Origin of the sequence: Paenibacillus sp. FSL E2-0177 (assembly GCF_037992975.1) — a bacterium.
Lineage (GTDB): Bacteria > Bacillota > Bacilli > Paenibacillales > Paenibacillaceae > Paenibacillus_AQ > Paenibacillus_AQ odorifer.
Genome location: NZ_CP150307.1, coordinates 1,057,548 through 1,080,188 on the forward strand (window position 1 = coordinate 1,057,548; position 22,641 = coordinate 1,080,188).

Annotated in this window: 16 protein-coding genes; 10 read left to right on the plus strand and 6 right to left on the minus strand. The window is 45.1% G+C overall.

Going from position 1 to position 22,641, the window contains the following annotated elements; translation table 11 throughout:
* Positions 1–781 precede the first annotated feature (781 nt).
* Complete coding sequence (locus MHI25_RS04700) at positions 782–1,285, plus strand: CYTH domain-containing protein (RefSeq protein ID WP_076302808.1); 504 nt, start codon at positions 782–784, stop codon at positions 1,283–1,285.
* 248 nt (positions 1,286–1,533) lie between these two features.
* Positions 1,534–2,925, plus strand: coding sequence for a threonine synthase (gene thrC, locus MHI25_RS04705; protein WP_076276806.1), 1,392 nt, complete (start codon positions 1,534–1,536; stop codon positions 2,923–2,925).
* A gap of 87 nt (positions 2,926–3,012) precedes the next feature.
* Here the strand turns inward: thrC and MHI25_RS04710 are convergent, their stop codons facing one another.
* Complete coding sequence (locus tag MHI25_RS04710; RefSeq protein ID WP_076194388.1) at positions 3,013–4,287, minus strand: helix-turn-helix domain-containing protein; 1,275 nt, start codon at positions 4,285–4,287, stop codon at positions 3,013–3,015.
* 121 nt (positions 4,288–4,408) lie between these two features.
* Here MHI25_RS04710 and MHI25_RS04715 point away from each other — a divergent pair, with 121 nt between their 5' ends.
* The 6 genes from MHI25_RS04715 to MHI25_RS04740 all read left to right on the plus strand — a co-directional run bounded on the left by MHI25_RS04715 (position 4,409) and on the right by MHI25_RS04740 (position 12,377).
* Complete coding sequence (locus tag MHI25_RS04715; RefSeq protein WP_340395053.1) at positions 4,409–6,349, plus strand: NAD(P)/FAD-dependent oxidoreductase; 1,941 nt, start codon at positions 4,409–4,411, stop codon at positions 6,347–6,349.
* Between the two features lie 29 nt (positions 6,350–6,378).
* Entirely contained in the window at positions 6,379–7,191 is an 813-nt protein-coding gene (locus MHI25_RS04720) for an acetoacetate decarboxylase family protein (protein ID WP_340395054.1), read from the plus strand.
* 77 nt (positions 7,192–7,268) lie between these two features.
* Complete coding sequence (locus MHI25_RS04725) at positions 7,269–8,042, plus strand: glucose 1-dehydrogenase (protein WP_036680744.1); 774 nt, start codon at positions 7,269–7,271, stop codon at positions 8,040–8,042.
* Positions 8,043–8,293: 251 nt separating this feature from the next.
* Positions 8,294–9,280, plus strand: coding sequence for a Gfo/Idh/MocA family oxidoreductase (locus tag MHI25_RS04730; RefSeq protein WP_038568824.1), 987 nt, complete (start codon positions 8,294–8,296; stop codon positions 9,278–9,280).
* A 22-nt stretch (positions 9,281–9,302) separates the two neighbouring features.
* Positions 9,303–10,178 carry a radical SAM/SPASM domain-containing protein gene (locus tag MHI25_RS04735; RefSeq protein ID WP_076282120.1) on the plus strand — a complete coding sequence of 292 codons (876 nt, stop codon included), beginning with the start codon at positions 9,303–9,305 and terminating at the stop codon, positions 10,176–10,178.
* 129 nt (positions 10,179–10,307) lie between these two features.
* Entirely contained in the window at positions 10,308–12,377 is a 2,070-nt protein-coding gene (locus MHI25_RS04740; RefSeq protein ID WP_340395055.1) for a class I SAM-dependent methyltransferase, read from the plus strand.
* A 98-nt stretch (positions 12,378–12,475) separates the two neighbouring features.
* Here MHI25_RS04740 and MHI25_RS04745 read toward each other — a convergent pair whose 3' ends face one another.
* The 3 genes from MHI25_RS04745 to MHI25_RS04755 all read right to left on the minus strand — a co-directional run bounded on the left by MHI25_RS04745 (position 12,476) and on the right by MHI25_RS04755 (position 15,323).
* Positions 12,476–13,297 (minus strand): hypothetical protein, encoded by an 822-nt coding sequence (locus tag MHI25_RS04745; protein ID WP_280753470.1) that lies wholly within the window; start codon positions 13,295–13,297, stop codon positions 12,476–12,478.
* Positions 13,298–13,471: 174 nt separating this feature from the next.
* Positions 13,472–14,359, minus strand: a complete 888-nt coding sequence (locus tag MHI25_RS04750) for a helix-turn-helix transcriptional regulator (protein WP_076302813.1) — start codon at positions 14,357–14,359, stop codon at positions 13,472–13,474.
* Positions 14,360–14,432: 73 nt separating this feature from the next.
* On the minus strand, positions 14,433–15,323 hold the full coding sequence (locus tag MHI25_RS04755; protein ID WP_076129611.1) for an AraC family transcriptional regulator: 891 nt from the start codon (positions 15,321–15,323) through the stop codon (positions 14,433–14,435).
* A 127-nt stretch (positions 15,324–15,450) separates the two neighbouring features.
* Between MHI25_RS04755 and yicI the strand changes: the two genes are divergently transcribed.
* Both yicI and MHI25_RS04765 read left to right on the plus strand, forming a co-directional pair.
* Complete coding sequence (yicI, locus tag MHI25_RS04760) at positions 15,451–17,772, plus strand: alpha-xylosidase (protein WP_038568831.1); 2,322 nt, start codon at positions 15,451–15,453, stop codon at positions 17,770–17,772.
* Positions 17,773–17,896: 124 nt separating this feature from the next.
* On the plus strand, positions 17,897–19,066 hold the full coding sequence (locus MHI25_RS04765; protein WP_340393385.1) for a GDSL-type esterase/lipase family protein: 1,170 nt from the start codon (positions 17,897–17,899) through the stop codon (positions 19,064–19,066).
* Here MHI25_RS04765 and MHI25_RS04770 read toward each other — a convergent pair whose 3' ends face one another.
* Both MHI25_RS04770 and MHI25_RS04775 read right to left on the minus strand, forming a co-directional pair.
* Entirely contained in the window at positions 19,067–20,728 is a 1,662-nt protein-coding gene (locus MHI25_RS04770) for a helix-turn-helix domain-containing protein (RefSeq protein ID WP_340395056.1), read from the minus strand. It lies immediately after the preceding gene.
* Entirely contained in the window at positions 20,725–22,545 is a 1,821-nt protein-coding gene (locus tag MHI25_RS04775) for a sensor histidine kinase (RefSeq protein WP_076129607.1), read from the minus strand. The genes MHI25_RS04770 and MHI25_RS04775 overlap by 4 nt, the downstream gene beginning before the upstream one ends.
* Positions 22,546–22,641 lie beyond the last annotated feature (96 nt).

Consider the following 22,641-nt stretch of genomic DNA (forward strand, 5'->3'; position numbering starts at 1 on the left):
TTCCCTTGGTTTCTGCTAGGTTCCTAGGTACCCTGCTTCGGATCGGACTCAGGAGTCCTTATTTGCTAGAAAAGAGGCAATTGAGGCTACTTTCGGACCCCAGCGACGTTATTGGCTAATTATCGCGACCATATGGGGTGTTTTGGAGTAAATAGCTGCACCTGGGTCCGATACCATCTCAAATATGCGTTTTTTTCGCAAATAGTGGCTATACGGTCCGTAAGTAAATGGGTGAGTACGACCCGTGGAGCGTGACCAACTAATCGAATGGGTGAGTACGACCCGTGGAGCGTGACCAACTAATCGAATAGGTGAGTACGACCCGTGGAGCGTGACCAACTAATCGAATGGGTGAGTACGACCCGTGGAGCGTGACCAACTAATCGAATAGGTGAGTACGACCCGTGGAGCGTGACCAACTAATCGAATGGGTGAGTACGACCCGTGGAGCGTGACCAACTAATCGAATAGGTGAGTGCGACCCGTGGAGCGGAACCAACTCATCGAATGGGGGAGCCTCACCAGTGGCACACTGATCAACTAATCGAATGGTGCTTCCCAATGATCGCCGGCTGACTCACTAATTATCCGTAGTTTCCAGTAATCTATGGTGAGCCCTATCTTTCCACAACCTCCATAAATCCCACAATGAGCCCCACGGTAGCCTTTTTTAAGCAAGAGCATGTCCTATTTCCCTATAATCCACATTGACTTGGGTTTGTCACACCCCTATGATGATTATTAATATAAAAATATATGACACGAAGAGGAGCGAAACATCATGGCTTTGGAGATCGAACGCAAGTTTCTGCTGCCGGAATTTCCGGAGCAGCTGATTCAAAAGGGAGAATTGAAGATTGTTACCCGTCATAATATCGATCAGACATATCTGGCGATAGATGGTGGTCAAGAGCTTCGTGTGCGTAAAATTACGGATCTGGACTCAGGTGAGGTAACCTACACGCATACGTTTAAGGATGGCAAAGGGATCAAACGCGAAGAGATCGAATATTTTATCTCAGAGGGTTTATATAATCAGATGATCGAAGCGGTAAATGCGGTAGCTTTGGTCAAAGAGCGAATTACAGCGGTGTGGAATGGCATAACGGTTGAGATCGACGTATATTCCCAGCTGAAATTGTCCGTATTGGAGGTTGAATTTGAATCTCTGGAGGAAGCGGAAAGCTTTAAAGAGCCGGAATGGTTCGGTAAGGATGTTAGTACAGAACGGCAGTACAGCAACAAAACGGTCTGGAGAGAGCTGCAAAATAAGACAAAGAATTAACGGACTTTAGCGCGTAAACGTGGTAGTATATAGGGAAAACAAGCAGAAATAGCTTTATCATCCCTAACTAGCTTAAGGATAACGTTTAGGGTGAAACTTATAGTTAATTATAAGAATTTATAAGTGGTACAACTATAATAGCCTTATATTTCTGCGAGAAACAGTTGTCTTCTATATAGGACGACAACGTTGTTTCTTCTTATCATATATTCTTGTCATATATTAACGAGGGGTTCAGGAGGATGAGCATGAAGTTTATAAGCACAAGAGGTAATGTGGAACCTAAAGGTTTTATTGATACGGTGTTGATGGGACTTGCGGACGACGGTGGGCTGATGGTTCCATCCGAGATTCCAGTGGTTTCAGCAGCAACGTTGGAAGAGTGGAGAAGTCTCAGCTATCAGGAGTTGTTCCTGAAGATTGTTGCCTATTACACCAATGATGAGATTCCTTACGAGGATTTGCAGGAAATGGTCAACACCAGTTATGCCAATTTCCGCACACCTGAAGTAACACCTATACACCAAGTGGATGATTCTTTATATGTCCTTGAATTGTTCCATGGGCCTACTTTTGCTTTCAAGGATGTAGCGCTGCAGTTTATGGGTGAGCTGTATTCATATATTTCCAAAAAACAAAACAAAATCATCCACATCCTCGGTGCAACCTCTGGGGATACTGGAGCGGCGGCCATTCAAGGTGTACGCGGCAAAGAAGGCATCAAGATCTGTATTCTCCATCCACATGGCAAGGTAAGTAAAGTGCAGGAGCTGCAGATGACTACGGTGGACGACAGCAATGTACTGAATCTGTCTGTTCATGGTAACTTTGATGATTGCCAGAAGGTGATTAAGGATCTGTTCGCAGATCTGGACTTTAAAGGTCGGTATCATCTGCGTGCAATTAATTCCATTAACTTTGTGCGGATTCTGGCGCAGACTGTTTATTATTTCTATGCATATCTGCATGTCGATGGCAGCAACGAGAAAAAGATTAATATCAGCGTGCCTTCCGGTAACTTCGGTAATATTTTCTCGGGCTATTTGGCTAAGCAAATGGGGCTTCCTATTAACAAGCTAATCATTGCTACGAATGAAAATAATATTTTGGAGCGTTTTGTGAATACTGGCGAATACAAACCAGGTAATTTCACAAGCACTTACAGCCCTTCGATGGATATCCAAGTGGCAAGTAATTTCGAACGGTATCTGTATTATCTGGTAGGCGAGGATTCTGAGAAGTTATCCGCGTATATGTCCAAGCTGCAAACCGAAGGCAAGATTACGGTTGAAGGCGAGGCGCTTCAGCAGGTGCAGAAGGATTTTGCAGCGCTGGGTGTGAAGAATGATCAATGCTTGAATACGATCGCTAAGTATCAAAAAGAATACGGCTACCTGCTTGATCCACATACAGCATGTGGAATCGCGGCTTACGAAGCTTTTAATGGCCCGGATGAGATTGGCATTACCTTTGCGACTGCACATCCAGCTAAGTTCGATGAGGCAATTACTTTGATCGATATTAAGCAGGAATTCCCGGCACAGATTAAAGCATTGTTCGAGATGCCACAACATCAAACCGTAGTGGATCATGACAAGGATGAAATCGTGCGTCAGCTGCAAGCTTTTTACGGATTGTAATATCATATACAGTCCTACTTCACAGCACAGCCCCCGTTCTTGGGATAAGGACGGGGGCTGTTTGTGCGTTTATAGTAGCTTCTAACATTAACGTTGCGGCGTACGGGTCTGCTCCCTAGCTTTTTCACAAAAAGCAGCGACCTTGTAAGAGACATAGTACGACAGCATTTTTTCAGAATCGGTAAAGTCGGTGTCCAGGAGTCTGCTGATAAGATCGAGCTTATATCTGAGTGTATTCCGGTGAATGTACAGCTCGTCTGAGGTAATCTGCATGTTCCGGTTATTTTTGAGATAAACGTAAAAGGTATGATATAGATTGGACTGGTGCACAGTATCGTATTCTTGAAGCTTGAGCAGCTCTGGATGGTAGTAGTTATTATCCTCGTTAAACACAACATCAGCAGAGAGCATCTCATAGAGCTGGATATCTGAATAGTAAGTCAGCTGCTGCTGCGGGCTGAGAATGGTACCGATCCGAATAGCGTTTCGGGAGTGAAGATAGTGTCTCCTACATTGCGTAAGATTAGTGAACATATTGCTGATGCCAAGTGAAATGCCGGTTTGGGCTAGAAATTCCTGCAGCTGCTTATTTACAAGCTCTTTGGAGAGATTTCCATCATGGATCATTACAATCTGCCCGTCATAATAGGTGGAAGGACTGCCCGGAAAAAGCTGTTGCAAACGTTCTCTTAAATAATCATCATAACGGCCTGAACCCTCATACCAGGTAAGATCGAACAGCAGCACAAGCAGCTGATTCCCGAACTTTAGTCCTGCACTCCGCATCCTGTCCTGAATAATCCGGTTGTCCTGAAGCTGTTCCTCTAGCAATGCGCAGATAAAATCTTCAACTTTTATATTTTTGGCGTTGCGATAGTAGCTATTTTTGCCCATCTCTTCGGCAAGTATGGTAGCGGTGATGGACAGCAGCTCGTTATCTCTGGCGCGAAAAGGATTTGTGCATCCTAGAAGCAATACATTGCCGATTTGTTTGCCGGCTACTTTTATTTTGGAGATCAGTTTGGAGTTTGATGTTTCCTCGCAGGTTACCTCATAAGATTCATCGCTTTGTTTCCCACGCTGGACACTGTTCATTTTGCTCACGGCCGCAATGAAGTCGTAAGAGCAATAACCTTTGCGGATATTATCACTCCATATGTAATCGTCGATATCGGAAAGGTCAGAGTGAGCTACAATTTTGAAGCTGCAATCAAATACAATGACGGGATTCTGCAGTAGCTCGGCAGCTGTCTGTACGATAGCTGAAAGGCCTGCACCTGAAATGTATGCAGTAAACAAAGATGCGGTATAATGCTCCATTTCGATTTTACCTGATACTTGCTCATTTAAGGAAACATCCATTCATATCGCCCCCTGGTTCAATAATAGTGCAATATGCACTATAAAGAAGTGATTTTTAGTGCTTGTAAATATATTCACAAAGTATTGGACGCCTTAAACTAAAGGTGGAGGTGCTAAGCAGATGAAATATGAAAAACTGTTTGCAGCAGGTAAAATTGGACGCCTTGAACTTAAGAATAGAATTGTATTGCCGGCTATGGGAACGTCACTGGCTGCGGCCAGTGGTGAAGCATCGGATGAAATGATTGCTTTTTATGAGGAACGTGCCGCAGGTGGCTGTGGTCTAATCATTACGGAAATTACGCGTGTGGATAATGAGACCGGAGTAGGTACACCGAACCAGCTGAATGCAAGTGACTTGCTGTTTGTGCCGCGTCTGGAGAAACTGGCAAGAGCTGTGCATCGTCATGACAGCAAAATATTCCTTCAGCTCCAGCATCCGGGCCGGCAAAATCACGGACGGCTTATTGGAGGCAAACAAATTGTTGCTCCTAGCGCAGTGATGTCTTCAGCGATTGGGGAAATGCCCCGGGAGCTGTCTACTGAAGAGGTAGAAGAGTTAGTTCGTAAATTTGTGTTCGGAGCTTATATAGCTAAAACAGCAGGTATTGATGGTGTGGAGATCCATGGTGCCCACGGCTATCTCGTAGGACAGTTTCTGAGCCCACTTACCAATCTGAGAACTGATAAATATGGCGGTTCACTGGAAGGTAGAATGTCATTCCTGAACGAAATTGTGCTTGGCATCAAAAAGACCTGTGGCGCAGGATTCCCTGTATCGGTGCGAATCGACGGCGATGAATTTGTCTCAGGCGGGATTACACTGGATGAGGCTATCCAGACTGCGAAACATCTGGAAAGCATCGGAGTGGATTGCATAAATGTAAGCTCCGGCACTTATGAATCATCCAATACGATCATTGAGCCGATATCCTACCCGCAAGGCTGGAAAAAACATCTCTCCGCAGCCATTAAGCAAGCGGTGCAAATTCCAGTGATTGCTTGTGATGTGATCCGTAAGCCTGAATTTGCTGAGAGTCTGCTACAGGAAGGAAATACGGATTTTGTAGCCCTTGGAAGAGCCCAACTGGCCGATCCGGAGTGGGGTAACAAAGCGGCAGCAGGCAAAGAAGCAGAGATCAGAACCTGTATCTCTTGCCTGTACTGTATTCAGGAAGTAATGGAGTGCAAGGTAATCAAGTGTGCTGTCAATGCCAGAGTGGGCCGTGAGCTTGAATTTGCAGAACCAACAAAAGATGGCGCTGGCAAAGTAGTAGCTGTGATCGGCGGGGGTCCAGCAGGTATGGAAGCAGCACGGATTCTGGCGCTCAGAGATTTTAAACCTGTACTGTTCGAAGCCAGAGATGTGCTAGGCGGCAGCGTGGAGCTGGGAAGCCGGCCACCATTGAAGGAGAAGCTGAACTGGTTTATTGATAATATGCAGCATCAGTTAGAGGAACTGGATGTTGATGTCCGTCTCTCTACGAAACCTACGCTGGAACAACTGAAGCAACTGAACCCTTATGCGGTATTTGTTGCCGCTGGGGCACAGCCTATAGTGCCTGTTATTCCGGGAGTGAAGAAGGCAGCGGTCTGCACCGTTGTTGACGTACTTAGTGGATCAGTTGTGATTAAGAACAAGCAGGCTGTGGTCATCGGCTCCGGCATGACAGGGCTGGAAACGGCTGAATATTTAGCCGATATGGGAAATCAGGTCACGGTGGTGGAAATGCAGCCGAGGGTTGGTCCAGATGCCTATCTGCCAAATCTGATCGACATTGTGACTAGACTGAAAAAGAACGGCGTGGAGCTCTTAGCATCAACCAAGCTGGTAGAAGTGCAGGATGGCGCGATTGTGCTTGAGAATACGTCCACGGGGGAAACTTCGCTGAAAAAGACGGATGCTGTTGTATTATCCATTGGTGTTACACCCGATCGCTCATTCGTTGATGAGCTGAAGCAGGTACTGCCTAATGTGAAGGTGATCGGCGATGCAGGCAAGCCAGGCCGAATCGGACAGGCCATTCAATCTGGATTCGAAACGGCTTTTGTGCTGAACTAAAGGGTTACTAATCTAAGGAGGGTTCATTCATGGTGAGTTTTGTGAAAAGTTTCGCAGATATGCAGAAATACGGAGGCAAGCCAACCACCTTTTATGATGCAGAGATGCTGACGGTGTATTGGGAGACCACACCAGAGATTATCGAGCGTTTGTTGCCGAAGCCACTGAAGCCAACAAGCCGGCCGTTGGTAAATGCTTTTATCGCCAATTACCCAGCTACGAACTTTTGTCCACCTTATCGTGAAGCTGGATTGTTCGTTCTAGCGGACTATAACGGACAATTAGGCAACTACTGCCTGTCGATGCCTATTACAAGCGATATCGGGATGGCTATGGGCCGGGAAGTATGTGGGCTGCCTAAGAAAATGGCCGATGTGCGTATGAACACCTCAGAAGATGGCATTGATGGGGCAATCGGCCGGCATGGCATTGACTTTTTCAACGTAAAAGCCACTATGGATGGACACTTCAATGACAATGGAGCCGAGAAGATTCTGGAGGCATATTACGGCAAAGATATCCCTTTGTATAACATCAAATATGCCAATGCAATTGACGGAAACGGCTTCGATCTGATGCCAACCTTGGTCACACAGCGTTTAGTAAGTGAGGTTAAAGTCTATAAAGCGGCTGAAGCCTCTATCACCTTCCAAGACTCCCCGCATGATCCTTGGAGTGAGCTTGAAGTTGTGAATATGCTGGGCGCGGTTTACACCGTCAGTACAAATGTGCTTGAAAAAGGTAAAATTCTGGAGCCTCTGAATCCAATGGAGTATCTTCCATACTGCTATCTCCGCTGGGACTGGTGGGAGAACAATTTGCAACCTGTTTCCTCAGTATAAGCCTACGTGTTTGAAGTGAGTTTGTGCGAAATGAAACCGAAGAAGGATCGGCTAACCAAACATTAGGAGGAATTAGAATGACTAACCTTTTTGATTTGACGGGTAAGACAGCTATTATCGCAGGAGCATCCAGTGGGATCGGGGTACAATTCGCAGAGATGCTTGCTGAGCAAGGAGCAGACATTGCTATTTTGGCCAGAAGATATGACAAGCTTGTAGCAGTAGCCGAGGATATCCGGGCTAAATACCCTGAACGCAGAATAATTCCTATCGAGTGTGATGTAAGAAAAGAGGACCAGATTATTGTGGCTGTTCAAAAGGTTATGGAAGCCTTTGGAAAAATTGATATTCTGCTGAATAATGCTGGTGTGGTGGATGCGGTTCCGATTGAGGCGCTGGAAGAAGAAGCTTGGGATCGGGTACTGGATACGGATTTAAAAGGTGTTTTCCTGATGTCGAAACATGTGATCCGGCATATGAAGGAACGGAATTACGGCAAAATCGTCAATACAGCCTCAATGCTAGGCCTTACAGCTTCAGCTTCGGTCCCTACGCATTCTTACAATGCTGCTAAAGGTGGAGTGATCCATCTGACAAGAGGGGTGGCGGCAACTTATGCTAAGCATGGTATCACTGTTAATGCGATTGGACCAAGCTTGTTCAAAACTGAAATGACTGAGAATACGTTATTTGCAGAAAAAGCGCTAAAAATGTACAACGCAGTGTGTCCGATGGGGCGCCCTGGTAATCCGGGAGAATTAAACGGCGCCGTGCTCTACTTTGCTTCAGATGCTTCCAGCTACACTACAGGTCAGACTTTGTTTGTAGATGGCGGCTGGACAATTATATAGAGTTCATCTGGTTCTGTAAGCTCGGGGAATGATTGTAACTCCAAAAAAAGGGTATCTCAAAAGCCATGAAAGGGTGGCTGGGATACGCCTTTTTTTGCGTTGTACGATGAGCGGTGCTCCGCCAGTAACAAGAGAATTGCTGAATTTATCAGAAATTGTCGTTAATTTGCCTTAAAAAGTAGACATGACTACCTATGAGTGAGAAAATAGCATGTAGAGTTAGTAATAACTAAAAAGGACGGGATAACATCATGACAATTCGTTTCGGGGTCATTGGAACAAACTTTATTACAGACCGCTTCGTGCAAGCCGGCTTGGAGAATGAGGAGTTTATCCTGACAGCCGTGTACTCTCGCACAATGGAGAAAGGTCAGGCCTTTGCTGCTAAATATGCGGGAGCTACAATTTATACGAATTTGGAAGATATGGTGAAAAGCAAAGATGTAGATGCTATATATATTGCCAGCCCAAATTCTATGCATGCAGAACAAGCGATTATGTGCTTAAATCACGGCAAGCATGTGCTCTGCGAGAAACCGGCTGCATCCAACAGTACGGAGCTTAAAGCTATGATTGAAGCTGCGCGCACAAATGATGTGCTACTGGTAGAGGCGATGAAATCGACCTTTATGCCGAACTTTGGAGTGATTCGTGATAATTTGTATAAACTCGGCCAAGTTCGCCGTTATTTTGCAAGTTACTGTAAGTACTCCTCCAGATATGATGCCTACCGGCAGGGGACTGTGTTAAATGCGTTTAATCCCGCTTTTTCCAATGGCTCGTTAATGGATCTTGGAGTGTACTGTTTGTATCCAATGGTAGTGCTCTTTGGCAAGCCTCAATCAGTACAGGCAGTGGGTGTCATGCTCTCGTCAGGTGTGGATGGTGAAGGAAGTCTCATTATGAAGTATGACGATATGGATGCGGTAGTTATGCACTCCAAGATTTCCGACTCCTATCTGCCAGCTGAGATTCATGGAGAGAACGGTACGATGGTGATCGACAAGATCAATGAGCCTTATCAGGTGAAAATTTACTATCGTGATGGTACAGTTGAGGAGCTTACGTTGCCTCAGGTGTTTGAACCTATGTATTATGAGGTTGAAGAATTCATCAACTTGATTAAGAATGGTGAACGGGAGAGCAGAATTAATACTCATGAGAACTCCATGGCCGCAGCAGAGATTATGGAGGAAGCCAGAGCACAGATCGGTCTCCGCTATGCCTCAGATTTATAATAAATAGAATGGGGAGCAGGACTTGAAGACTTTTAAAAAGGTTTATATTGAGATAACGAGCGTCTGCAACCTCGCCTGCAGCTTTTGTCCACAAACCGCCCGGACGAAAAATTTCATGAAGCTTGATACGTTTAATACGATATTGGATGAAATTAAACCACACAGCAATCATATTTATCTTCACGTCAAAGGGGAGCCGTTGCTGCATCCCAAGATCGGTGAACTGTTGGATGCTGCTCATGCCAAAGGGTTCAAGGTTAATATTACAACCAATGGCACGTTAATTCATAAAGCCGGACCTAAAATTCTTGGTAAGCCCGCACTGCGTCAGATGAACTTTTCTCTGCACAGCTTTGATGGGCATGAAGGGTCAGAGAACCGTGAAGGCTATCTTTCAGAGATAATTTCTTTTGTACGGGAAGCCTCAGCGCAAGGGGTTATTATTTCTTTCCGCTTGTGGAATTTGACGGAGGATAATCTGACGAATCTGGAGAGAAACCGTAACCGTGAAACCCTTGCCCTGCTGGAGGAAGCCTTCAACTTGGATTTCAAGATCGAAGAAAAGGTTGTGCCTGGCAGTGGTGTCAAGATTGCCCCACGCATCTACCTTAATCAGGATCATGAGTTCCGTTGGCCAGCGCTGAATGAGCCGGAAGATGACGGAAAAGGGTTCTGTCATGCCCTGCGGAGCCAAGCGGCAATCCTTGTGGATGGCACGGTTGTGCCATGCTGTCTGGATGGTGAAGGAGTAATTAACCTAGGCAACATCCATGAAACTCCGTTCTCAGAGATTGTAGAGGGGGAGCGGGCGAACAATTTATTCTATGGCTTCTCACGTAGAGAAGCGGTGGAGGAGCTGTGCCGCAAATGTGGGTATCGGCAGCGGTTCGGAACCTAATGATAGGAATGCAAACAGAACCGGGACATGGCTATTTCATGAGTCCTGGTTCTGTTTTTTAATTAACGGGATTGTATATATATAATAATAGGTCTTTATAGTCTCCACTTTGGAGCGAAGGAGGAGCATATGCTGAAATCACTGGAAGCCATCGCCTTATACCGTGAAGGTGTGCAAGATCATTTGGAGGATCACCTCTGGCTGAAGCTTATTGTCCAAGCGGAGGAGCAGATTGTAAATTTGGAACGTGTGGAATCTCTGGAGGAGCTGGATCGCAGGAATCCCGTACTGGACTATGTGGAACGTAGCTTGCAGATTCTGGACCAACTTCCCCGTTCTATTTGGATAAAAGAGCTGGTGGAAGAAACGTTAATTTGGTCAGAAACGGCTAAGGGAGGTACAGCAAAGGAGCGGCTGGTTTGGCAGGAGGAAGGGATCAATTGTTTTGTACATAATTTAGGTTCCGCGCAGTTATATGAGAGATATTTAGGGAGGGCTGTCTCCGAGAAAGGTGCGATGATTCAGCGGCTTATTGAGACTCATGGACTTATAGGACAGCAAATTCGCGGAGAAGTGCCGCCGGAAGTCAATAAGCCACTCCATGATATAGTGGAAGATCAGCTGCTGACCGCGGAGGAACTGGAACGCCTGCTGACCGTGCTCAATCATTGCATCATCGGAGCTGTGTCTCCCGAGTTATGGCAGAATGTGCAGCATGAAGTGAAGCAGCTTATTGAGCTGATTTCTTCAGGCAATCTTGCTAGTCCTATGCCGATGAAGGAACGGCTGCGCAGAATGCGGCTGGGTCCGATCTCTAGAGGAGAGGATTTCACTACGGAATGGGCTAAGCTGACGCAGGAAGGTTTCCATGCTGAACGGTTGGAGTCATTAAGTAAGATTACCTTCTGGTATGTAGAATCTGCATTACAGACCTTTTCGCTGGAGCAATTTCTGAAGGTGATGGTGCTTGCTGCCCAGAGGGCGCAGAATCAATCCTTAAGCCATATCAGCTTCGAGCATGTCATGAACAGCATTTACTACGATTACAAGGGTGTTAAGAAGACCAATGTTTATAAGAAGCGGATTATCGAAAAATCTTTAGCGGAGCTTAAATGGAAGGATATCGAGCAAGGGACTTTGCCTGCTGAGAACCCTCACCTACTCTTGCGGCAATATTCTAAGGAACATCTGCCAGACACGGTATTTTTTCAATTCCAATTCTCGGCAGCGGCAGAGAAGCTGATCGAATTCTGTATGGAAGCTGAAAAATCACCCTTGTATGAACGTGCTGTATTGCTGTTATTCGACCTATTCGAGTTGCGCAGGGATGCTTTTGACCGTTTTCATAATGAAGATACCTACTTAAGCCAAATGAATAATACAGCAGATTATAAAGCTGTAATTCTAGATCATGTCACTGGACAAAAAGTGCTGGATATCGGTCCGGGCGGCGGTGTGCTGCTGGATTTACTGGAAGAGCGTATGCCCGAGGTTACTCCTATCGGCATTGATATATCAAGCAATGTAGTGGAAGCCTTGCGACAACGCAAGCAGCGGGAAGGTCGCCACTGGGAGGTGCTGCAGGGAGATGCGTTGAACCTTAAAGATTTCGTTGAGGCCGGAACGGTGGACACGGTAATTTTCTCTTCGATTTTGCATGAGCTATATTCTTATGTGCCGCTAAATGGTAATAAGTTCAATCACGACACCGTCTCCGCAGCTCTGCGAAGTGCCTTTGCTGTATTGTCAGCTGGCGGGGTTATCATTATCCGCGATGGGATCATGACTGAACCTGCATCATTGCTGCGGAGAGTTCGCTTTCTGGAAGAGGACGGTCTGGTGTGGCTGGAGCGTTATGCGAAGGATTTTGCTGGACGTCAGATTCAGTTTCAGAGATTAGGGGAACAAGAAGTGCTCATGCCCGTTAATGATGCCATGGAATTTTTATATACTTATACCTGGGGCGAAGAGGCTTATATTCACGAAGTCCAAGAACAGTTTGGTTATTTCACCCCTACGGAGTTTGCCTCATTTATTGAACAGATTTTAGGAGAGCAGGCAAAGATTGAGGTCTTCCGGCATTACTTGCAAGAAGGTTATACCGAAGCTTTGCGTGATAGAGTAAGGTTCATGGATGAGAGCGGACAGGAAGTGGCGCTGCCGGACAGCACCTGCTTTATTGTGATTCGGAAGGAATAGCCGAAAAGTAACATCAGCTGCATCTAAAAAAGCAATCGGCAGACCCTCTGATGCGGAGGAGATCCGATTGCTTTTTTATATAGGGAATCTTGTCCTTGTTAGAGTAGTATTTCTAGCTGCGACTTATCAGATTCTTCGGCTAAACGTTGAATTTCTTGATAGGTAGCTAATTGTTCTGTCCGCTCATTGGTGTTCTCTTCAGAAGGTTTAATTTCTGTTGAACCTGCTTTATCGATCTGATCTTTAATTTTATCTCCCGTGTCTTTCATGGCATCGCCTAACGTTTCGTTCATTTCCGATAGTTTAGTTTCGATTTTGGATAACTGCTCCCGTTTGGCTGTTGCGGAATGAGTAGAACGAGCCTCGTCCAGCTCTATTTCCTTGGTCAGAACTTTTGCCTCGCCACGCATCTTAGTGTGGGTAGAAGAAACTACCTCCATTTGGCTAACATCTTGGCTTACAGAAACAATCGTATTCAATCTTTCATTCTGTATCTCTTGCTCGGTTTTAGGTTCATCCTTGGGATTAGCTTTTTGAGCATCTTCTAAGTTCTTTTGTTGCTCTTCGAAGCTGTATTTTGCAATTTGTTGGTCAATCGTTTGGAGCTGCTTGTCGAACTCCTTAAGTTGATCTTGAATAGATTCGAGATTATGTGAACTTTTGGTAGTTCTTTCAATCAGACTGTTCTTACTGTCGATGATATTTTGTTTTTGTTTAAGCAGGGAGTTAACCATTCCGTCCATTTTGGATTGATTTTGAAAAGCAGCTTTTGCAGATTTACTTATTGATAATTTATCTCCATTACCATTACCATTACCACTAGTATTGCTGTTTGATTTCATAGTTTTATCATGAGTTTGGTGACTAACAGATACATTAAACCTCGTTCCCATAGATGAGGTCATATTCGTTATATGCATGGTTCATTATCCTCCTACGACGATAAGATCTATCTATAATATATCGGCAAATCAGCAGTAATATTTAATAAAGAGAGCTGTTAGCCGCAGCGTTGTTTGATGGACGCTTAACAGCTTTTTTGTCCAAACTATCCCGGAAGAGGAAGATATTTTCCATTTCAGGCTTTGTAATGTCTATTTACCGGTGAATTTTTGTCGAAAGTTAGAGGGAGAAATGCCTTCTTTCTTGGAGAAGCAGGAAGAGTAGTAAGTAATATGATGGAAGCCAACCTCTTCAGCGATGCGGGCAATGGACCAGGAAGTTTGAATTAACAGCCGTTTGGATTGTTCTAGACGATAGGACAGGAGATAGGCCATAGGGGTCACACCGTATATTTTTAGCATGTTTTTGGCGAGATAGTTGGGATGATAGTTAAGTTCTTTTTGAAGTAAGGAGTTAGAGACATCACGAGTATAATTTTGCCGAATGAACAATTCAATCTTCTCGGCAAGATGAATGGCGGTTGCATCGGATGCCTCGGCCAGATCGCGGTCCAAGAATTGCAGGAACTGTTGAAAGGAGGCTTGGCGCTTCCAGTTGCGCATCGACTGGGGTTCTTGTTCCAGATGGAAAAAGAACTCTAATACCTCCATTGCCTTCTCTGATATTTCCGTATACTTCGGAATAAAGATCGAGCATACATCGCAGTGATTTAAATAAGCTTTTTGTTTATGGCTTTCGATGAGCTCGCTCTGATTCTCCAGACATTCGTTCATATCCTGACACTCGATCCAGCTGCCGAAGGTCTGGAAATGAATCCAGATGATTTCTGTTTCGATAGGACAAGGGGCAAAGCCATAGTGATGGGCATCTGGACGAAGGATGAGGAATTCTCCTTCCTTTAGCTCCCAGTAAACCTCGTTCTCGGCGATGGGCAACATTCCCTTTTTAACAATGATTAGATCAAATACGCCGATGCAATTACGACTGATATGATAGTCTCCAGCATTGTAGTGAGCACGGCCACAGTCTATGAAATAAGGAATAGGCGGTGTGATAAAGCTAAGAATCGGTGAGTTCATCGCGAGCCTCCAAAAGGTTTTATTTCCTAAAAATCAGGTTGGAATCCATCGTTTTTTTATGATGTAGATGAAACTAGCCTGCACCTTTCCTGAACTCCGAAGGCGAGCATTTCATCGCTTTACGGAAAACCTTTATGAAATAGCTTACATTATCAAATCCGACCTCGAATGCGATGTCGGATATTTTTCTTTCACTTTGTTGCAGCAGATCGGCAGCCTGGCGAATCCGGTATGAGTTGATGTAATCGACTGGCGTTTTACGAGTCATCATTTTGAAGAAGCGGCAGAATTGCCCCTCGCTCATGGGAATAAGCTCTGATAGATCACGGGTACGTATCGGTTCCTGATAGTTATCTTGGATATAAAGGATCACCTTTTTAAGGCGGTTAATTTTGGTGGTATCAGCATCATCCGATTGGCTGCGGTTCTCAAATCGGCCCTCTGCGGTAATCTTGGAAAGCATGATTAGCAAAGTTCCTTTCATAAAGGTCTCAAATCCGGGCATTTTATTAGCGTATGCCTCCATCATTTGCTCCAGATGATGAAGCAGCTCCTGCTGCCAAGGGACATCGGGTGTAATATGTCTCGGAAAGCTCTGGCGTTTCTCTTGCAGTGGCAAAATCGCGTTTTGCTGGATCGTATCGTACTGGGCGCTAGCCAAAAGATCAGGCAGAAATACAAGCGCACAGAATTTGCAGGGGGTGTCTTCGTTCAGCACATAGGCGGCGTGTATATCGCCAGATTCGATAAATACCGCTTCGCCCGCGCGGAGTGGAAAATATTCTGTGTCTACTTGGAACAGAATTTCTCCTTCTAGCAGCATAAAGAACTCCGCTTCTTCATGCCAATGTGTATCGAGTACATGCGTTCCGGATGGAAGTTCTATCCAATAAGCAGCGAGTGGAAACATACTATCTCCATGAACTCTGTTTTCTTTTAGCAAACTCTGAGTTGTACGGTCCATATAAAGGCCTCTTTTCTTAAAAAACATCAAAATAGTGTTATAAATGAGCTATATAGTATTAGTTTTGTTCATTTTTTATCGGTATAATGCAACTATAAACACCAAATTGAAAGGTGGCAAGTACACAATGAAATTTACTGATGGTCTCTGGCTGGTTCGTGAAGGTATCACGATTAACGGCGCAGTTCAAAATTATGTTGTAGAAAAGACTCCCGAAGGATTAACAGCAATTACACAAACGACTCCAATCACAGGGCGCGCAGCAACGCTGAATTCAACCCTGCTTACTGTAAAATTCCATTCCCCGCTTCCAGGCGTGGTAGGCATTAAAATTATTCATCATGATGGTGTACAGGAACGTGGTCCGGTTTTCGAACTGACTAAAGGTACTGGCGATCATGTGAAGATTGAAGAAACGGATCTCGAAACCGTGCTGATCAGCGGCGGACTTCGTGTAGTGATTCGCAAAGGCGAACAATGGGCGGTGGATTTCTATCGCGGCGAAGAACGTATTACAGGCAGTGGCTTTAAATCCATGGCTTACATCACCGACCAAGACGGTAACACGTACATGCGTGATGAGCTGGATCTCGGCGTAGGCGAATTCGTATATGGTCTGGGCGAACGTTTTACCGCTTTCGTGAAAAATGGACAAACCGTTGATATCTGGAACAAAGACGGCGGCACTAGCTCTGAGCAAGCTTACAAAAACATTCCTTTCTACGTATCAAGCAAAGGTTATGGCGTATTCGTGAATCATCCGGAATTGGTTTCCTATGAAATCGCTTCAGAAAAAGTGAAAAAAGCCCAATTCAGCGTAGCTGGAGAAAGCTTGGAATACTTCGTGATTGATGGACCTACCATTAAAGACGTTATTAGCAACTATACTGCTCTTACTGGTAAACCAGCGCTTCCACCAGCATGGACTTTTGGCTTGTGGCTGACAACTTCGTTCACTACCAACTATGATGAAGAGACTGTAAATTCCTTCGTAGAAGGTATGGCAGAACGTGATCTGCCGCTGCATGTATTCCACTTTGACTGCTTCTGGATGCGTGAGTATCAATGGACTGATTTTGAATGGGATAAACGTGTATTCCCAGATCCAGAGGGCATGCTGAAACGCCTGAAGGAAAAAGGCCTGAAGATCTGCGTATGGATCAACTCTTATATTGGTCAACGTTCACGCTTGTTTGAAGAAGGCAAGAAAAACGGCTACCTGATCAAAAAGCCTAACGGCGATGTTTATCAATGTGACCTGTGGCAAGCGGGTATGGGACTGGTGGATTTCACTAACCCTGCGGCTTGTGAATGGTATGCCGGCTACCTGCGTGATTTGGTAGATATGGGCGTAGACAGCTTCAAGACAGACTTCGGTGAGCGGATTCCTACAGATGTAGTTTATTTCGACGGATCTGATCCGATGAAAATGCACAACTACTACACTCAACTGTACAACAAAGTTGTATTTGAAGTATTGGAAGAGAAGCTTGGCAAGAATGAGGCAGCATTGTTCGCACGTTCTGCAACTGCTGGCGGCCAACAGTTCCCAGTTCACTGGGGCGGAGATTGCTACGCAGATTATGAATCCATGGCAGAAAGCCTTCGCGGCGGTTTGTCCCTGGGCTTGTCCGGTTTCGGTTTCTGGAGTCACGATATTGGTGGTTTCGAGAACACTGCTCCGGCACATGTATTTAAACGCTGGTTAGCTTTTGGACTGTTGTCCAGCCACAGCCGTCTGCACGGCAGCACTTCTTATCGTGTGCCTTGGGCGTACGATGATGAAGCTTGTGATGTTACCCGCTTCTTCACGAAGCTTAAATGCAGCTTGATGCCTTACCTGTATGATGTGGCTGGGCAGGCTGCAGAGCATGGCTGGGCTTCTATGCGGGCGATGGTTATGGAATTCCCGGAAGATCCAACATGTGAAGTGCTCGATCGCCAATACATGCTGGGTGATTCCTTGCTCGTAGCGCCTATTTTCCAAGAAAACGGCGAAGTGAAATACTATCTGCCAGCAGGTCGCTGGACTCACCTGTTATCTGGTGAAACTGTACAAGGCGGATCATGGCGCAAAGAGAAATATGATTTCTTCAGCCTGCCACTGTTCGTTCGTCAGAACTCCTTGCTGGCAATCGGCAGCATCGATAACAAACCGGATTACGACTTTGCGGATGGCGTGAAATTTGGCCTGTATTCACTTGAAGAAGGTACTACTACTTCTGCAACCGTACGTGATCTTAAAGGTGCTCCAGAATTGACTGTGAAGGCTGCCCGCAAAGGCAACAGCGTAACAGTTACTGCAGAAGGCAGCGGTAAAGAATTCTCGCTTTCCCTTAAAGATCTGGGAGCTATCGCTTCCGTAGAAGGTGCAGAGCAAGTAGATGAGACTACAGTGAAAGTAAACGCAGGTGCAAAATCCGCATCGTTTACCATTACATTGAAATAAGATGATTTCTTAAAGCATATTGATATAGCCATAACCTCTCTTGTAGATTGGGTGAATGATCCGTTCCCTGGTTTATAGGAGAGGTTTTAGTGTTACAATCTTAACTAATAACGGGGGAAACGTTATGAATACTAATTTAATTAAGGGAAGTGGAGTTTTGAATCAGACGGACTATACCTCTGCTACGGTTCTTTCAACCGCCGCTAATTTTATTATGAATAGGCAAGAACCTTTTACACATACCTTCCGGACTTATATTCGTTTACGGGAAAACGGCCCGTTGCAGCTGAAATTTTGGCATAGCAATGCGGTGGATTCCACCTGGGACCAAGGGCTTGAAGCTTCGGGCAGTGAGCCTGGGGGCAGTTGGGTAATCGAATCGGCTTTTATCGCGGATGGAGGGACTGAGCCAAACGGAGCTATTATTGAGCATACACAACATGCTGTCACCTTTGAAGGCAATGTCTCCAAGTCAGTAGCGGCCGGTGAATGCTTCTGGAGTGATGAGACAAGTATCAATCTTCCCGATGGCCATTACTTAGCATTTACATGGACAATTAAGACAACTACTGAGGGCAAATCCATTCCTTTCAACGTAGAAGGGATGCTGGCAACCGCTTATGATGCGCCCGGAAATCTGGCTACACAGGAATCAGCCGATGGGTTTACAGAATCTGACAAGCTTTTGGTACTGCCAAGCTATATCGGGTATAAGAAAGCTGTGCATAAGAAGCTAGTATTTTTGGGAGATTCGATTACTCAAGGTGTGCGGACATTAAAGGACGGATACGAATATTGGGCAGCGAGAATTGCGGATGGTCTTGGTGCAGAGATTGGCGTATGGAATCTGGGCTCAGGCTGGGCTAGAGCGTATGATGTGGCTGCGGATGGCCCTTGGCTTCACAAAGCTAAACAGAGTGATGAACTGATGATTGTCCTCGGCGTAAATGATATTGATATTGGCTGCCGCTCTGCAGATGAGTTACTTGGTGATCTGACAACTATTATTGCTAAGATCAAAACAGCAAATGCTGATGCTAGTATTATTCTAAGTACGGTGCCGCCGTTTAATTTTCAGGAGGCAAGAGAAGAAACTTGGCGTAGAGTGAATCATGAAATCCTGACTAACCCACCCGCTGGAGTAGACCGTGTGTTTGATATAGCAAGCCTATTATCGTTGCCTGCACCAGACGATCACCGGATCAGACCGGAATATATGAGTGGACAAGACGACCCGCATCCGAACGGCATAGCCGGTAAGACGGTTGCGGACGCCTTTTTAAACTGGTATTGATCAACTCTTAAATGTGTCCCGGTAGTCCTTAGGTGAAGATCCAACCTGCTTCTTAAACACTTTGCTGAAATATTTAACATCATGAAAACCGACCATTTCGGAGATTTGGGTCAGCTTCAGACGAGGATTCTGCAATAGTAGTTTAGCTTTATCTATTCGGATATTAACAATAAAGTCGGAAAAGTTAATCCCGTATTCCTGTTTGAATCGGCGGGAAATATATTCACGGCTAACAAAAAACTTTCCGGCCACTTCCTGTAAGGACAGGTCGGAAGCATAATTAAGCTCGATATATTTGACGATATCATGCATCGGATTACGTTCTTTAGCTTGTTTCAGGGCGATTACTTCAGCCAGCTCCTGCATTAGGGTATACGACCAGTCACGCCAAGCGAATAAGGAGAACGAGTAACCGTTCGTATAAGGAGCTGGGTGAAGCTGGTCGGCCTGTTCAAGCTCGGCCAGTGCACCTTCAGCTTCAGGGCCTAACATTTCCCGTACCAGCTGGGAACGAAATAGTAGAGCATCATTTTTCCATGAGTTTAGGATTTCTGGTGTCACAACTCCGCCTCGGCTAAGCTCATCTACCCAGTGCTGCGCAGCTGTTGATAATATCTCTGGACTTCCGCTGATGACTGCCATTTTCCAATCTTCCTTGACGTCAGCAAAGTTCGTTGTTGATACATTACCGCGAACCTCTGCTTTGGCGATCTCTTTACGATCTCTGAATTCTTCGGAGGAAGAGGAGAAATGGCAGTAATCCTCATGAATTAATAAGTTTCGGCGCTGTAATGCCTCTGCCACCTCTGCACGCTGATAAGGTAACTGCTTAGGTAAGTTGCCGATGCTGCTGATTCCAAAATGCATTCGGACCTGCAAGGTAGAGTAGATGCCATGATTGATTCTGCCTATTAGCTCGACAACAGAGGTTTGAATATCCCACAGAATAATCGCAATCTCCGGAGGACCTCCCCAATAACGAAAAGCAACACCCTTATGCGGACTGTGCAAAAATTCATTACAAATATTGACGATAGCGTAGTTCATTAGCTCGGTGTCTCCGCCAAAACGTTTAATCAACGGATTGTTACCCGCATCTGTCTGCACCAATATTAACCGAGCGGAATGGATGTTTTCCGGAATGATACCATCACTGCATAACCTCCGCAAAGATAAATCAGAATTGATCGGATCATCAATTAGTGCAGATAATAGCTTTTCCCCATAAATGGGCTTGAACTCATTAAGCTGAATACTCTGTTTCTGCCGTTCGCTTCGGTCGTCTTCTTCTGAGCGCCAGGCTGCAACTGCTTTAGCTACCGCTACATTGATTGCCTCGGCTTCGATAGGTTTCAGGATATAATCAATACCCCCATGCCGCACAGTCTGCCGTACGAACTCAAAATCATTATGTCCGCTGACTACAATAAACTTAGTGTTGCCGGCGAATTCGTTCACCCAGGTCATTAACTCTATCCCATTACCTGATTCCATCATCATATCCATAATGACTAATGCTGGTTTAGCCTGCCGGATGATCTCGATGGCTTCATTTCCACTTCCGGCTTCCAGAATTTCATCTATTTGATGGGCGTCCCAGTCGACAAGCAGTCTGACTGCCTTTCTAACTCTTGCCTCGTCATCAACAATCAACGCCTTCATATCTTTTCACGCTCCGCTATAATTTCAATTTCCAATTTCACTACTACTCCGCCCGCTCTAAGGTTATCCACAGTTAAAGTGGCGCTATCTCCGCACACAAACTTGAGTCGAGCCAGAACGTTCGGCAGACCAATACCTGATCCTGTAGCTTCCTTGGTTTGCTCTGTATTTCTTAATAAATCTATATCTGTTCTAGTAGGATGCTGTAGCTTCTGCTTTAAAAGATCTAACTTCGCTGAAGGGATCGCATTTCCGTTATTTTGGATACAGATTTCCATCCGGTTGTCATCCACTCTTGCTGCGGTGATTTCAATGAATCCGTCACTGCGGGAAAGATTAAATCCGTGTTTGAAATAATTTTCTACAATAGGCTGTAAAATCATTTTCGGCATAAACGTCTCTAAAAGTGATTCCTCCATATCGTAGCGGAAACTGAACTTATTTTCAAAACGTTCCTTTTGCAGTTCAATGTAGGCTTTGACATGATCCAGCTCATCCTTAACAGTTACGATCTTCTCCTCATTGTACATGCTGTAGCGCATCATTTTGGCTAGAGCTGAAAGAAGTGAGTAAATTTGGGGCACTTTAAGCTCTAAGGCCAGCGTGCCAATGATCTGTAACGTGTTATTCAGAAAATGCGGGTTGATTTGTGCTTGCAGTGCCCGCAGTTCATTGGTCTTATTGGACAATTCCAGTTTGTACTCTCTTAAAATCAGGTTGTTGATCGTGTCCATCATACTGCGGAATCGCTCGGTAACCACGCCAATCTCATCTTTGCCCATAGGTTGAATTTCAACATCAAGATTACCGGTCTGCACCTGATTCATGTAACGAGTCAACTGCTTGATAGGAGCCGTGATTCGAAAAGAGATCAGGGTCGTTAACGTGGCAATTGTAATCAAAAGTAGAACAAGGAGGATTATATTGATCGCTGCCGCCTCATTGGCTTCCCGGAAAAGATAGGACGTAGGAATCTGCTTCACGAGGGTCCAATTTAAACCTTGGGTTTCGATTCTTTGGTAAATAAACACAGCATCTTCCTCTTCAAAATACCCTTGCGAGCTTTGAGTTGTGGCGATTTGCTTGTTGTACCAAGAAGCGTGTAGGCGCTTGCCGTATTCCTCACTGTTGCTTCCGTATACAATCCTGCCATCGCCATCCAGCAGCCAAATGTTCTCCTGCTTCTGATCATATAACTGGCTGACGATGTCGGTAAGAGCCGTTAGCTTAACATCGATCGACAGGAAGCCGAGTGGAGTGGTAGTTGGAATCCTTTCAATTCGTCTATGCAATGTGAACACAGGCTCCGGTATGAGTTGCGGGATAGGTGAAGTTAGGCCATAGCTGTGACTTATATGTGTACTTTGTATAAACACAGGAGAACTGCTAGTGATCTCTGAGTCGGCATAAGGGGGGATACCCTGCCAACGTTTGGGTGTATTTTGGGTGAGCAAAGTGGCTTTTCTATCCTTGACACCGTAAAGATACACCTGGGATATATCTGGCATGGATGAAGAAATGTAATTTAGAGAAGAATAAATTCGTGTGTTTGCTGCCATATCCTCGTATCCCGCTTCGAGCAATCTGTAGAAATCTGAATCTGAATAGACGATAAGGGAGAGACGATTGATCTCCTGAATCAGACTTTCGATGTTTCTATTGCCTTGAAAGAGGAGGTTCGTATTCTCATCTACTGCCCTTGTTCTTAGGGATTGAGTGCTATAGTGATAGCTAATAAACATGGTGGCCATAATACAGATTAACGTTGGCAGTAGGATAAAAACGATCAATTTTGTGCGAATCGTGTTCCATTTCATCGAAATTTGTCACATCCGATCAATATTTTACACCTGAAAGATCACTTTAGTAGGTGTGAGGTACCCTGAAAAAAACAGATAATATGTGTATAAAGC